This window comes from Variovorax sp. GW823-FHT04B03, assembly GCF_058796495.1.
Genome location: NZ_JBXAIT010000005.1, coordinates 219332 through 232808, shown reverse-complemented (window position 1 = coordinate 232808; position 13477 = coordinate 219332). Strand labels below are relative to the sequence as shown.

General features: G+C 71.3%; 10 protein-coding genes. All 10 read left to right on the top strand.

What is annotated here, in order from left to right; all coding sequences use genetic code 11:
* Window positions 1-24: 24 nt before the first annotated feature.
* The 10 genes from AC1RAD_RS22075 to AC1RAD_RS22030 all read left to right on the top strand — a co-directional run bounded on the left by AC1RAD_RS22075 (window position 25) and on the right by AC1RAD_RS22030 (window position 13466).
* Window positions 25-933, top strand: a complete 909-nt coding sequence (locus AC1RAD_RS22075; protein ID WP_492737192.1) for a LysR substrate-binding domain-containing protein — start codon at window positions 25-27, stop codon at window positions 931-933.
* 67 nt (window positions 934-1000) lie between these two features.
* Window positions 1001-2050, top strand: coding sequence for an ABC transporter substrate-binding protein (locus AC1RAD_RS22070; protein WP_492699409.1), 1050 nt, complete (start codon window positions 1001-1003; stop codon window positions 2048-2050).
* Window positions 2051-2208: 158 nt separating this feature from the next.
* Entirely contained in the window at window positions 2209-4245 is a 2037-nt protein-coding gene (gene htpG / locus AC1RAD_RS22065) for a molecular chaperone HtpG (protein WP_492737190.1), read from the top strand.
* Window positions 4242-4796 carry a hypothetical protein gene (locus AC1RAD_RS22060; protein ID WP_139700473.1) on the top strand — a complete coding sequence of 185 codons (555 nt, stop codon included), beginning with the start codon at window positions 4242-4244 and terminating at the stop codon, window positions 4794-4796. Before htpG ends, AC1RAD_RS22060 begins: the two co-directional genes overlap by 4 nt.
* 58 nt (window positions 4797-4854) lie before the next feature.
* Window positions 4855-6204, top strand: coding sequence for an SWIM zinc finger family protein (locus AC1RAD_RS22055; protein ID WP_492737188.1), 1350 nt, complete (start codon window positions 4855-4857; stop codon window positions 6202-6204).
* Window positions 6205-6259: 55 nt separating this feature from the next.
* On the top strand, window positions 6260-7825 hold the full coding sequence (locus AC1RAD_RS22050) for a DUF5691 domain-containing protein (RefSeq protein ID WP_492737187.1): 1566 nt from the start codon (window positions 6260-6262) through the stop codon (window positions 7823-7825).
* Entirely contained in the window at window positions 7822-8901 is a 1080-nt protein-coding gene (locus AC1RAD_RS22045; protein WP_307695078.1) for an AAA family ATPase, read from the top strand. The genes AC1RAD_RS22050 and AC1RAD_RS22045 overlap by 4 nt, the downstream gene beginning before the upstream one ends.
* Before the next feature lie 13 nt (window positions 8902-8914).
* Window positions 8915-11263, top strand: coding sequence for a DUF5682 family protein (locus AC1RAD_RS22040; RefSeq protein WP_492737184.1), 2349 nt, complete (start codon window positions 8915-8917; stop codon window positions 11261-11263).
* A complete protein-coding gene (locus AC1RAD_RS22035; RefSeq protein ID WP_070063047.1) occupies window positions 11260-12474 on the top strand; it encodes a VWA domain-containing protein in 1215 nt (404 codons plus the stop codon). The genes AC1RAD_RS22040 and AC1RAD_RS22035 overlap by 4 nt, the downstream gene beginning before the upstream one ends.
* Complete coding sequence (locus AC1RAD_RS22030; RefSeq protein ID WP_492737182.1) at window positions 12471-13466, top strand: Bug family tripartite tricarboxylate transporter substrate binding protein; 996 nt, start codon at window positions 12471-12473, stop codon at window positions 13464-13466. The genes AC1RAD_RS22035 and AC1RAD_RS22030 overlap by 4 nt, the downstream gene beginning before the upstream one ends.
* Window positions 13467-13477: the final 11 nt, after the last annotated feature.

Here is a 13477-nt window from a genome sequence, read left to right as displayed (position 1 = left end):
AAGAATGGTGCTTGAAAGTATCCAATGAGCCAACGCCTGCAAGGCATCGAGGAGTTCGTCGCGGCGGTGGAGGCGGGCAGCTTCGCGCTCGCCGCGCAGCGCCTGCACGTCACCCGTTCGGCCGTCGCCAAGAGCATCGCGCGGCTCGAGGCGCGGCTGGACACGCGCCTCTTCTTGCGCACCACGCGCAGCCAGAGCCTCACCGAGGAAGGGCACGGCTACTACGAGCGCTGCCGACGCGCGCTGGCCGAGCTGGAGGCGGCCGAGGCCCTCACCGACGCCGCGCGCCACACGGCTGCCGGCCTCGTGCGCCTGAGCATGCCGGCGATGCTCGGGCGGCTCAAGGTGGGGCCGCTGCTGCTCGCATTGGCGCGCCAGCATCCGCAGCTGTCGCTGGAGCTGGCCTTCAACGACCGGCGCGTCGACCTCGTGGAAGAGGGGCTCGACCTGGCCATCCGCAGCGGCGAGCTCGACGACAGCGCGGGGCTCGTGGCGCGGCCGGTCGGCGTGCAGTGGATGCTGCTGTGCGCCGCGCCCGCGTACCTGGCCGAACGCGGCCATCCGCGCGACTTTGCGGCACTGGTCGCGCCGCACGAGGCCGTGTACTACGCCCGCGACGGGCAGGTCTCGCCCTGGCGCTTTCGCGAAGGCGACGCGATGGTCGAGGCCGCGCTGCCCTCGCGGCTGCGCTGCGACAGCGCCGAGGTGCTGCTGGAGGCCGCCATCGGCGGCATGGGCTTGGCGCGGTTGCCGGCCTGGCTGGCGGCCGACGCGCTCGCGGCCGGCACGCTGGTGCGCGTGTTCGACGAGCCCGAGCCTTTCGGTTTTCCGCTGCACGTGATCCGCACGCCGAGCCGCTACCTGCCGCTGAAGACGCGCGTGGTGATCGACTGGCTGGTGGAACACCTGCCGCCGCTGCTGGCGGCGCGCTGACCTCAAGCACCCACGCCGGCGCTATCCTGCGCCTTCATACAACGTCGAACAACGAGGAGACCCGCCCATGCCTTCATTCGCCCCCCGGCACACCGTGCGTGCCCTTGCCACCGCCTGCCTGGGCACGGCGCTCCTGCTCGGGGCGTCGCAGGCCGCCGCGCAGGGCACCGTCAACGCGCTGTGCAGCACCGACGCGGGCTGGTGCGAGGCGGCCGCCACGGCCTTCACGCGCGAGACCGGCATCAAGGTGCAGCAGGCCCACAAGGGCACCGGCGAAATCGGTGCGCAGCTGCGCGCCGAAGCCGCCAACCCCAAGACCGACCTCTGGTGGGGCGGCACCGGCGACCCGTTTCTGCAGGCCGCCGAGCAGGGCCTGCTCGAGCCCTACCGCCCGGCCTACATCAACGACCTGCACGACTGGTCGGTGCGCCAGTACGCCATGTCGCAGAACATGGTGGGCGGCTTCTACACGAGCGCGATGGGCTTCGGCTTCAACACCGACCTGCTGAAGAAAAAGAAGCTCGCCGAGCCGAAGTGCTGGGCCGACCTCATCAAGCCCGAGTACAAGGGCGAGATCGAAATCTCGCACCCGGCCACCAGCGGCACGGCCTACACCGTCATCGCGGGCCTGGTGCAACAGATGGGCGAGGAGCCCGCCTTCGACTACCTGAAGAAGCTGCACAAGAACGTCACCAGCTACACGCGCAGCGGCCAGGCGCAGGCGCCCAACGTGGCCAAGGGCGAGGTGGCGATCGGCGTGAGCTTCATCTTCGGCTTCGAGCGTTGGCGGCACGACAAATTTCCGGTGAAGACCGCCGCGCCCTGCGAAGGCACGGGCTTCGAGATCGGCGGCATCGCGCTCGTGAAGGGCGCGCGCAACAAGGAGAACGCCAAGCGCTATTACGACTGGCTCATGAGCCCCGCGGGCCAGTCCATCGGCGCCAAGGCCGGCAGCCTGCAGTCGCCGGCCAACAAGACCTTCAAGCCCGATCCGCGCATTCCGTCGATGGAGAGCGTGAAGCTCATCAAGTACGACTTCGAGAAGTACGGCAAGGCGGCCGAGCGCAAGCGGCTCATCGACCGCTGGACGCGCGAGGTCGAGTCCCAACCGCGCTGAAAGCGCGGCGCGTAGCCGACAGCCGTGTGACAAAGTTCGCGCGGCCTTGCGCTCGTTGTTTTTTGGCGCGACAACCCCAGTTCATAAAGTTGGCAAGGCCGCCGCCCGCCACGGGCGGCTCGCCTTAGAATTTTTTGGCTTCGATCCCTTTCTTTCCCATGGCTGATTCCTCCAATACCAAACTCCCGTTCCAGGCTGAAGTCGCGCAACTGCTGCACCTCGTCACGCATGCGCTGTACTCCAACAAGGAAATCTTCCTGCGCGAGCTGATCTCGAACGCGTCCGACGCGTGCGACAAGCTGCGCTTCGAGGCGCTCGACCACCCCGCGCTCTACGAAGACCAGCCCGACCTGGACGTGCGCCTGACCTTCGACAAGGCCGCGCGCACCCTCACCATCACCGACAAGGGCATCGGCCTGTCGCGCCAGGAAGCCATCGACAACCTGGGCACCATCGCCAAGAGTGGTACCAAAGACTTCATGAGCCGCCTGAGCGGCGACCAGAAGGCCGACGCGCAACTCATCGGCCAGTTCGGCGTGGGCTTCTATTCGGGCTTCATCGTGGCCGACAAGATCACGGTCGAGTCGCGCCGCGCGGGCCTGCCCGCCGACCATGGCGTGCGCTGGGTGAGCGGCGGCGCCGGCGACTTCGAAGTGGCCGACATCACGCGCGCCGCGCGCGGCACCAGCATCACGCTGCACCTGCGCGACGACGCCGACGAATACCTCAACGCCTGGAAGCTCAAGCAGATCGTCGGCAAGTACTCCGACCACATCTCCCTGCCCATCCTGATGGAAAAGGAAGAGTGGAAAGACGGCGAGAACGACCAGCCCGGCGACATGGTGAAGACCGGCGAGTGGGAAACGGTGAACAAGGCCAACGCCCTGTGGAGCCGTCCCAAGAAGGACATCACCGCCGAGCAGTACGAAGAGTTCTACAAGAGCATCAGCCACGACTTCGAGGCGCCGCTGGCCTGGAGCCACAACCGCGTCGAAGGCAGCACCGAGTACACGCAGCTGCTGTACATCCCGTCCAAGGCCCCCTTCGACCTGTGGAACCGCGACAAGAGCGCGGGCGTCAAGCTGTACGTCAAGCGCGTCTTCATCATGGACGACGCCGAGGCGCTGCTGCCCAACTACCTGCGCTTCGTGAAGGGCGTGATCGACTCGGCCGACCTGCCGCTGAACGTGAGCCGCGAGCTGCTGCAGGAAAGCCGCGACGTGAAGGCCATCCGCGAAGGCAGCACCAAGCGCGTGCTGTCGATGCTCGAAGACCTCGCGAAGAAGCAGAAGACCGCGCCCGAGAGCGGCGAAGGCAAGGTCGACGTGGGCTCGGGCGAATCGGTGCCCGCCCCCGAGCCGACCGAAGGCGTGACCGATGTGGTCGACAAGAACACCACCCCCGCCGCCGAAGCCGCCGCCGAGTACGCCGACGAATCGGGCAAGTTCGCCAGGTTCTACGCCGAGTTCGGCGCGGTGCTGAAGGAAGGCCTGGGCGAGGACATGGGCAACCGTGACCGCATCGCCAAGCTGCTGCGCTTTGCCTCCACCACGAGCGACGTCGCGAGCGTGAGCTTCGCCGACTACAAGGCGCGCATGAAGGACGGCCAGGACGCGATCTACTACATCACGGCCGACAACCTCGCCGCCGCCAAGAACAGCCCGCAGCTCGAAGTCTTCAAGAAGAAGGGCATCGAGGTGCTGCTCATGACCGACCGTGTCGACGAGTGGGCGCTGAACTACCTGAACGAGTTCGACGGCACGCCGCTGCAGAGCGTGGCCAAGGGCGCGGTCGACCTGGGCAAGCTGCAGGACGAGGCCGAGAAGAAGGCCGCCGAGGAAGCCGCCGAATCGTTCAAGCCGCTGCTCGAGAAGCTGAAGGAAGCGCTCAAGGACAAGGCCGAAGACGTGCGCGTGACCACGCGCCTGGTCGACTCGCCCGCCTGCCTCGTGGTGGAAGACGGCGGCATGAGCACGCAGCTCGCGCGCATGCTCAAGCAGGCCGGCCAGCCCGCGCCCGACCTCAAGCCCGTGCTCGAAGTCAACGCCGAGCACCCGCTGGTGAAGAAGCTCGAAGGCTCCGCGCATTTCGACGACCTCGCGAACATCCTGTTCGACCAGGCCCTGCTGGCCGAAGGCGGCCTGCCGGCCGACCCGGCCGCCTACGTGAGGCGCGTCAACGCGCTGCTGGTGTGAACGCCCGGCCGCGCATCGTTCGTCGCGCAGCGGCTGCCACCTCGGCGCTGCTGCTGTTGCTTCTGGTGGGCGGCTGTTCGCACTATCACATCGGCATTCCGCTGGTGCCCGGGCTCTCGCTCGGGCTCGGTGCCACCAAGGACGGCAACTTCTCCGTCGGCCTGAACACCGGCTGGGGCCCGCTCGGCGCGGGCGTGGCGCTGCACGACAACGGCGCTGTGACCGGTTCGGCCAGCGTCGGCGTGGGGGTCGGCGTCGGGCCGATCGGCACCGGCGTGGGTGTCGGCAAGAGCGTGGTGCTGCACAACCCGTACGAGACGGCGCCGGCAGCGCCTGGGCAGGCGACGCCTGGCGTGGTGGTGCCTGCTTCGGCAACGGCCACCGCGCCTGTCAGCGTCACCAAGGCCGGCGTCACGCGGCCCATGTCGCCGTCGCCACCGATCGCCGCCGCACCCGTGCCGGCGGCCCGCGTGTCCTACCGTCCCTCCGCTGCGAAAACAGCGGTCGTGGCCGGCGAAGCAGGCACGCCCGGCAACCCCATCGCGCCCTGATGGTCGCGCCCCTCCCACCCCTGACCGCGCCGCGGCCCGGCGCGAGGCTGCCCTTTCCATGAGTCTCAGTACCGAAGCCGTCCTTGCGCTCGCGCCGGACGACGCCTCCGCGAAGGCCGCCAAAGGCCTGCTCGCGCCCGCCAAGTGGCCCACGCTCGGGCATTCCGACGACGCCGTCTGGGGCGAATGCCAGGGCAGCGGCAGCAAGCCCTACCAGACGCAGGTCGACCTGTCGGGGCCCGTGTTCCGCTGCTCCTGCCCGAGCCGCAAGTTCCCTTGCAAGCACGGCCTGGCGCTGATGCTGCTGCGCGCGCAAAGCGAAGCCAGCTTCACCGCCGGCGCGCCGCCGCCCTGGGTGGCCGACTGGCTCGCCTCGCGCCGCGAGAAGGCCGAGAAGAAAGAAGCCCGCGCCGCCGAACCGGCCGCCGCACCCGATCCCGCTGCCGCCGCCAAGCGCGACGCGCAGCGATGGAAGCGCATCGAGGCCGGCGTGCAGGAGCTCGCGCGCTGGCTCGACGACCAGACCCAGCGCGGCCTGGCCGCGCTCGGCAGCGAACAGGCCGAGGGCTGGGCCGCCATGGCCGCGCGCATGGTCGATGCGCAGGCGCCGGGGCTCGGCCAGCGCATCACGCAGGCGGCCGAGCTGATCGGTGCCGGCGAGGGCTGGCCCGCGCGGCTGCTCGACCGGCTGGGCCGGCTGCAACTGATCGTCGATGCGGTGCCGCGCCGCGACAGCCTCTCGCCCGCCACGCGCGCCGACCTGCGCGCCGCCCTCGGCTGGCCGCAGGACCGCGAGGCGCTGCTGGCCGACGGTGAACGCGTGAGCGACCACTGGCTCGTGCTGGGCCAGTGCCTGGACGAGCGCGACACCAAGCTCGTCGAGCGTCACGTGTGGCTGCAGGGCCGCGCGAGCGGACGCCGCGCGCTGCTGCTCGACTACTCGCACGGCGGACGCGGCTTCGAGACCGGCTGGGTCAGCGGCAGCGAACGCGCGGCCGTGCTGTGCTTCTATCCCGGCCACGCCTCGCAGCGCGCGGTGGTGGCCGAGCTGCCGACCGAGGCCGCGTCGACCGCCGCACCGGTCGCCGCCTCTGACGAAGCCGGTGAATGGCAGCGCATGGCGCAACAGATCGCGGCCAATCCGTGGCAGCCGCTGCTGCCCCTGGTGTGGGCCGATGCCGTGCCCGCGCGGCACGGCGACCAGTGGTGGCTGCGCCTGGGCGCCGCGTCGCAGGCGCTGCCGATGCAGCTGGCCGCGGCCGAAGCCTGGCAACTGCTCGCGCATTCGGGCGGCGCGCCGCTGCGCGTGTTCGGCGAATGGGACGGCGAGCAGTTCGCGCCGCTCACGGCGTGGGCCGCCGAGGGCGCGGGCGCGCCGGTCTGGACCTTGAGCGGAGCGCGCACATGAGCCGCCGGGCCGCTCCCAAGGCGAATACCGAAGTGCGAAGCACGAAGGCAATCGAATGACCCACTGGAACACCTTGCTGCAGACCGCCCTCGTCGGCACCGCACGCCAACCCGTGCCGGCCGCCGACGGCATGGCCGGCGATTTCGGCGCGCTGCTTCAAGCACTGCAACAACCCACCGACAGCGCGCAGGGCGTGCTGCTGCGCGTCGCGGGCGCTGTGGCCGTGGGCCGCCGCGCGGGCTTCGTTGCACCGGGCTTGCCGGCCGACGACGCACCGCCCGCCGCCCACGACACCTGCCCCGCGCTCGGTGACCCCGCCTTGCTCGCTGTGATCGCCGATGCCCTCGCCAGCGGCCCGCAGCGCCTGCAGCACGAGGTGCTGGCCGTGCTCGCCACCGCCGGCTGGCGCCTGCCGCCCAGCCTGCTGCCCGCCGCGCTCGATGCCGGCCGCCGCGACACCGCGCTGCGTCCCGCCGTCGTCCTCGCACTCGGCGAACGCGGGCGCTGGCTGGCCGCGCGCAACGACGACTGGCGCTACGCCGTCGGCGCCAGCGCGCAGGCCGACACCCAGACCCGCTGGGACGAAGGCAGCATCGACCAGCGCCGCGCCGTGCTGGCCGAGCAACGCCGCGACGACCCGGCCGGCGCGCGTGAACGCCTCGCCGCCGAACTGCCGCAGTTGCCCGCCAAGGAGCGCGCCGTGCTGCTCGGCGCACTGGCCGAGAACCTCGGCCCCGACGACGAAGCGCTGCTCGAAGCCCAGCTGAAAGACCGCGCGCGCGACGTGCGCCAGACCGTGGTCGAGCTGCTGCAGCGCCTGCCGGCCAGCGCGCATGTGCGGCGCGTCGAAGCCTTCCTCGCGCCGCTGCTGTCGTCGCAAGGCGCGACGTGGCAACTCAACGCCCCCGAAGCCGCCGATCCGCGCTGGAAGGACGACGCCATCGACGCCGCGCGCCCCACGCACGACAGCCTCGGCGAGCGCGCGTGGTGGCTCTACCAACTGGTGCGCCAGATGCCGCTCGCGTGGTGGACCGCGCGCACCGGCCTGACGCCCGCTGCATTGCTCGACTGGGCCGCCAAGGGCGACTGGCACGACGCGCTGCTGCGCGGCTGGAACGAGGCCGTGCTGGCCGCGCCCGACTTCGACTGGTGCGACGCGCTGCTCGACCGTCCGCGCGCCCATCGCGGCGGCGTGGGCCCGCTGCTCGCGCTGCTGCCGCGCGACCGCCGCGAGCGCCACTGGGCGACGCAACTCGGCGATGCCGGCCAGGGCGTGCAAGACGTCGTCGCCTTTGCCGACCAGGCCTGCGCGCCCGGCGACACGCCGTCGGCCGCGTTGTCGCTGCGCATCGCCCAGGCGCTGCGCATGCGCGTCGAGCGCGGCGACCTCGTCAACGACTACGTGCTGCGCCAGGTGCTCGGCACCGCCGCCGCGCTGCTGCACCTCGATGCGCTGCCGCTGCTGGCCGACTTGCCGCGCGCGGCCGAGGAAAGCCCCGGCCTCGCCAACGCACTGGCCGACACCGCGCGCATCGTGCGTGCGCGCCGGCTGGTCGCCACGCTTCCCTCTTCCTCTTCTTCTTCTTCTGCACTTTCAACCTCTTCCCAAGGCCGTCCATGAGCAATGTCCTGCGCCAGCATGCCGAACAGCAATTCGCCGAAGAACTCGAGGCGCTCCAGAAGGTCGACGACCGCCAGCGCCCGGCCAACTGGAAGCTCTCGCCCTGGGCCGTGCTCACCTACCTGATGGGCGGCAAGCTGGCCAACGGCTTCGAGGTCAGCCCCAAGTACATCGGCAGTTCGCGCCTGATGGAAATCGCCGTGTCCACGCTCGCCACCGACCGCGCGCTGCTGCTGTACGGCGTGCCGGGCACGGCCAAGTCGTGGGTGTCGGAGCACCTGGCGGCCGCCGTGAGTGGCGACTCGACCATGCTGATCCAGGGCACCGCCGGCACCAGCGAAGAACAGCTGCGCTACGGCTGGAACTACGCCGAGCTGCTGGCCCACGGCCCGTCCGAGAAGGCGCTGGTGCCGAGCCCGCTGGTGCATGCCATGCGCCTGGGCAAGATCGCGCGCGTCGAAGAACTCACGCGCATCCCGGCCGACGTGCAGGACTCGCTGATCACCGTGCTGTCGGAAAAGACCCTGCCCGTGCCCGAGCTCGGCACCGAGGTGCAGGCCACGCGCGGCTTCTCGGTGATTGCCACCGCCAACAACCGCGACAAGGGCGTGAACGAACTGTCGAGCGCGCTCAAGCGCCGCTTCAACACCGTGGTGCTGCCCGTGCCGTCGAGCGAGGCCGAGGAAGTGCAGATCGTCGTCAAGCGCGTCGGCGAACTCGGCCGTGCGCTCGCGCTGCCGGCCGAGCCGCCCGCGCTGCAGGAAGTGCGCCGCGTGGTGCAGATCTTCCGCGAGCTGCGCAACGGCCAGACCGAAGACGGCAAGACGCGCATCAAGTCGCCCACTTCCACGCTCTCGACCGCCGAGGCCATCTCGGTCATCAACAGCGGCATGGCGCTGGCCGGCCACTTCGGCGACGGCGTGCTGCGCTCGGCCGACGTGGCCTCGGGCCTGATCGGCGCGGTCATCAAGGACCCGGTGCAGGACCAGGTGGTGTGGAAGGAATACCTGGAGACCGTCGTCAAGGAGCGGGCCGACTGGAAGGACCTCTACCGCGCCTGCCGCGAACAACTCTGACGCGAGCCGGCGCATGAGCACGAGCGCGGCGCCTTCGCCGCTGCACTATTTCGGCATCCGCCACCACGGCCCCGGCTGTGCGCGCAGCCTGTTGCGCGCCTTCGAGTCGCTGCAGCCCGACTGCATCCTCGTCGAGGGCCCGCCCGAGGCCGAGCCGCTGCTGTCCTTCCTGGCGCATGCCGACCTGCAACCGCCGGTCGCGGTGCTGATCCACGCGAGCGAGGACACCGGCCTGGCCGCGTTCTATCCCTTCGCCACCTTCTCGCCCGAGTGGCAGGCGCTGCAGTGGGGCGCCGCGCGCGGCGTGCCCACGCGCTTCATCGACCTGCCGCAGGCGCACCGCATGGCCATCGAGCAGGCCGCGCGCGCGGCCGACGAGGCCAAGGCCGCAGAACCTGTCGACACACCGCTCGGCGATGACGAGACCGACACGGTGCCCGTCGCCGAAACGGTCGAAGCCCCCGAGGAAGAACAGGCCGCGCACACGCTGCCCGACGACCCCTTCGACTGGCTCGCCCATGCCGCCGGCTATGCCGACGGCGAGAGCTGGTGGAACCACATGGTCGAGGAACGCGGCGACGGCGAAGACCTGTTCGGCGCCATCGCCGAGGCCATGACCGCCGTGCGCGCCGAAACGCCCGAAGATCGGCGCGGCGTGCGCGCGATGGAACGCGAGCAGCGACGCGAAGCCTTCATGCGGCAATCGATCCGCGAGGCCGTCAAGGCCGGCCACCAGCGCATCGCCGTCGTGTGCGGTGCCTGGCACGTGCCCGCGCTGCAGGGCGCGGCCACCGCCAAGGCCGATGCGGCGCTGCTCAAGGGCCTGCCCAAGCTCAAGGTGCTCGCGACCTGGGTGCCGTGGACCTACCGGCACCTCACGAGCGCCAGCGGCTACGGCGCCGGCATCGATTCGCCGGGCTGGTACGAGCACCTGTGGCAGCAGGGGCACGAAGTGGCGGGCCGCAGCACCGGCTGGCTCGCCCGCGTCGCGCGCCTGCTGCGCGAGCACGACCTCGACTGCTCCTCCGCCCACCTCATCGAGGCCACGCGCCTGGCCGACACGCTGGCTGCATTGCGCGAGCGCCCCGCGCCCGGCCTGCCCGAGCTCGACGAGGCCGTGCGCAGCGTGATCTGCATGGGCGAGCAGGCGCCGCTCACGCTCATCCGCGAACGCCTCACGGTCGGCGACCGCATGGGCCAGGTGCCGGCCGACGTGCCCACCGTGCCGCTGCAGCGCGACCTCGAACAGGCGCAAAAAAGCCTGCGCCTCAAGCCCGAGGCCACCGCCAAGACGCTCGACCTCGACCTGCGCCAGCCCAACGACCTGGCACGCAGCCACCTGCTGCACCGCCTGCGCCTGCTCGACCTGCCGTGGGGCGAGGTCACCGCCGGCCAGCGCGCGAGCCGCGGCACCTTCCACGAGGTGTGGCAGCTGCAGTGGCAGCCCGAGTTCGCGCTGCGCGTCATCGAGGCCAGCCGCTTCGGCGCCACCGTGGCGCATGCCGCCAGCGCGCGCGTGATGGAAGGGCTCGCGGCCGAGACCTCGCTCACCGCACTGGCCGAGCAGGTCGACACCGTGCTGCTGGCCGACCTGCCCGTGGCCGTGCAGGCCGTGACCCGCGCGCTCGAAGACCGCGCCGCGCTCACCGGCGACGCCGTGCAGCTCATCGGCGCCGTGCCGCCGCTGGCCAACGTGTTCCGCTACGGCAGCGTGCGCCAGACCGACAGCGCGCTGCTCTCGCACGTGCTCGACAGCCTCATCGTGCGCGGCGCCATCGGCCTGCCGATCGCCTGCGGCGCGCTCGACGCCGAAGCCGCCGAGTCGCTGCGCACCCGCCTCATCGGCGCACACGACGCGGTGCGCCTGCGCGACGGCGAAGAAACGACCACCGCTTGGCGCAACGCCCTGCGTGCCATCGCCTTCGGCGAAACCGGCGCGCCGCTGCTGCGCGGCGTGAGCTGCCGCTTGCTGCTCGACGACGCGCAGATCGACAGCGACGGCGCTTCGCAGCAACTCGCGCGCAACCTCTCGGCCGGCGCGCCGCCCACCGATGCGGCGGCCTGGCTCGAAGGCTTTCTCAACCGCAACGCGATGGTGCTGCTGCACGACGATGCCGTGTGGTCGCTGGTCGACGGCTGGCTCGCGGGGCTCGGCGAAGACCACTTCGTGCAGGTGCTGCCGCTGGTGCGGCGCAGCTTCGCGGACTTCTCGGGCGCCGACCGGCGCGCGCTCGGCGAACGCGCCAAGCGCGGCGCCGTCGGCGGCACGCTGCCGTCCGCCGTGGCCGCCACCGACTGGGACGAATCACGCGCGGTGCTCGCGCTGCCGCTGCTGCGGGAACTGCTGGGAGTGAAGGCATGAGCGCGAATCCAACACCCATCGACGAAGAACAAACCCTGCCGCCCACCGACCGCCTGCAGCGCTGGCGCCTCGTGCTCGGCAGCGAGGCCAACGCGAGTTGCGGCGCCATCGAAGGCCGCGTGCGCGAGATCGACCAGGCGCTGGCCGCGCTCTACGAAGCCGACGGCCGGCGCGGCCTGGGCCAGGGCGGGCAGCGCGGTGGCCGGGGCGATTCGGCGCCCAGCGTGGCGCGCTGGCTCGGCGACATCCGCAAGTACTTTCCGAGCCAGGTGGTGCAGGTGATGCAGCGCGACGCGATGGAGCGCCTGAACCTGCGCCAGATGCTGCTGCAGCCCGAGATGCTCGAGAACGCGCAGCCCGACGTGCACCTGGTGGCCAACCTCGTGGCGCTCGCGAGCGTGATCCCGGCCGGCACCAAGGACACGGCGCGCGCCGTGGTGCGCAAGGTGGTCGACGAGCTCATGAAGAAGCTCGAGGAGCCGATGCGCAGCGCCGTGAGCGGCGCGCTCAACCGCAGCCAGCGCAACCGCCGTCCGCGCCATTCGGAGATCGACTGGCACCGCACCATCCGCGCCAACCTGCGCCACTGGCAGCCCGAGTACCGCACCGTGGTGCCGCAGACGCTGGTGGGCTACGGGCGCAAGGCGCGCCAGCCGCAGCGCGAAGTGATCCTGTGCATCGACCAGAGCGGCTCCATGGCCGCGTCGGTGGTCTATTCGAGCATCTTCGGCGCGGTGATGGCGAGCCTGCCGGCGGTGTCGACGAAGCTGGTGGTGTTCGACACCGCCGTGGTCGACATGACCGAGCAGCTGCAGGACCCGGTCGACCTGCTGTTCGGCGTGCAGCTGGGCGGCGGCACCGACATCAACGGCGCCGTGGGCTACTGCCAGACGCTGGTGCGCGAGCCGCGCAACACCATCCTGATCCTCATCTCCGACCTGTACGAAGGCGGCGTGGAAGACGGCCTGCTGCGCCGCGCCCACCAGCTGGTGGAGGCCGGCGTGCAGTTCATCGCGCTGCTGGCGCTCAGCGACGAAGGCGCGCCCTCGTACGACCGCGACCTGGCCGCCAAGCTCGCGGCGCTGGGCGTGCCCTCGTTCGCCTGCACGCCCGATGCGTTCCCGGGCCTCATGGCCGCGGCCATCAAGCGCGAGGACGTGTCGACCTGGGCCGCGGGGCAGGGCCTGAAGACCAGCCGGGCCGCCCCGTGACGACGCGCCCGCCGGACCTGACACGACGGCGGCTGGCCGCATCGCTGGGTCTGGTGGGTCTGGTGGCGGGCACGGCCTGGGCACAGCAGCCCGACGACACTGCGCGCCCGATCCGCTGGATCGTGCCCTTCCCCACGGGCGCGATCGCCGACGTCGTCGCGCGCGCCATCGGCGCCCAGCTCACCATCGACACGGGCCAGCCAGTGCAGATCGAGAACCGGCCCGGCGGCAACACCGCGCTCGCCGCCCTCGAGGCCGCGCGCGCGCCGGCCGACGGCCACACCGTGCTGTCGGCCGACAACGGCATGTGGGTGTTCAACCCGGCGCTGTACCGCAGCCTGAGCTACAGCCCGTCGCGCGATTTCACGCCGGTCACGCAGCTGGTGCGGCTGCCGATGGTGCTGCTGGTCGGCCCGGCCAGCGGCGTGCGCGATGCGCGTGCCTTCATCGAGGACGCGCGCGCCTTTCCGGGCCGCTTCAGTTTTGCCTCGGCCGGCAACGGCAGCGCGCAGCACCTCGCGATGGAATTGCTGGCGCGCGAGGCCGGGCTGGAGATGGTGCATGTGCCGTACCGCAGCGCCGGGCCGGCGCTGGTCGAGGTGGCGGGTGGCCAGTTGCCGTTCGCGATGGGCGAACTCGCCACGGCGCGCCGCTTCATCCAGGGCGGCCGGCTGCGCGTGCTGGCGGTGGCGAACCCCGCGCGCCTGGCGCAATGGCCGGGCGTGCCGACCTTCGCGGAACTGGGCCTGCCGAAGGTCGAGGCCGCGATCTTTCATGGCCTCGTGGTACCGGCGGGCACGCCGCCCGAGGTAGTGGCGCGGCTGCAGCGCGCGGTGGCCAGCGCCCTGCACAACCCGGTGGTGCAGCGCCGCCTCGCCGAGGCCGGCGTCGAGCCGGTGGGCGGCACGCCGGCCGAATTCGAAACGCTGCTGGCGCGCGAGTCGGCGCGCTGGCATCCGCTGATCCGCGCGCTCAAGCTCTCGCTCGACTGAGCGACCTGCAG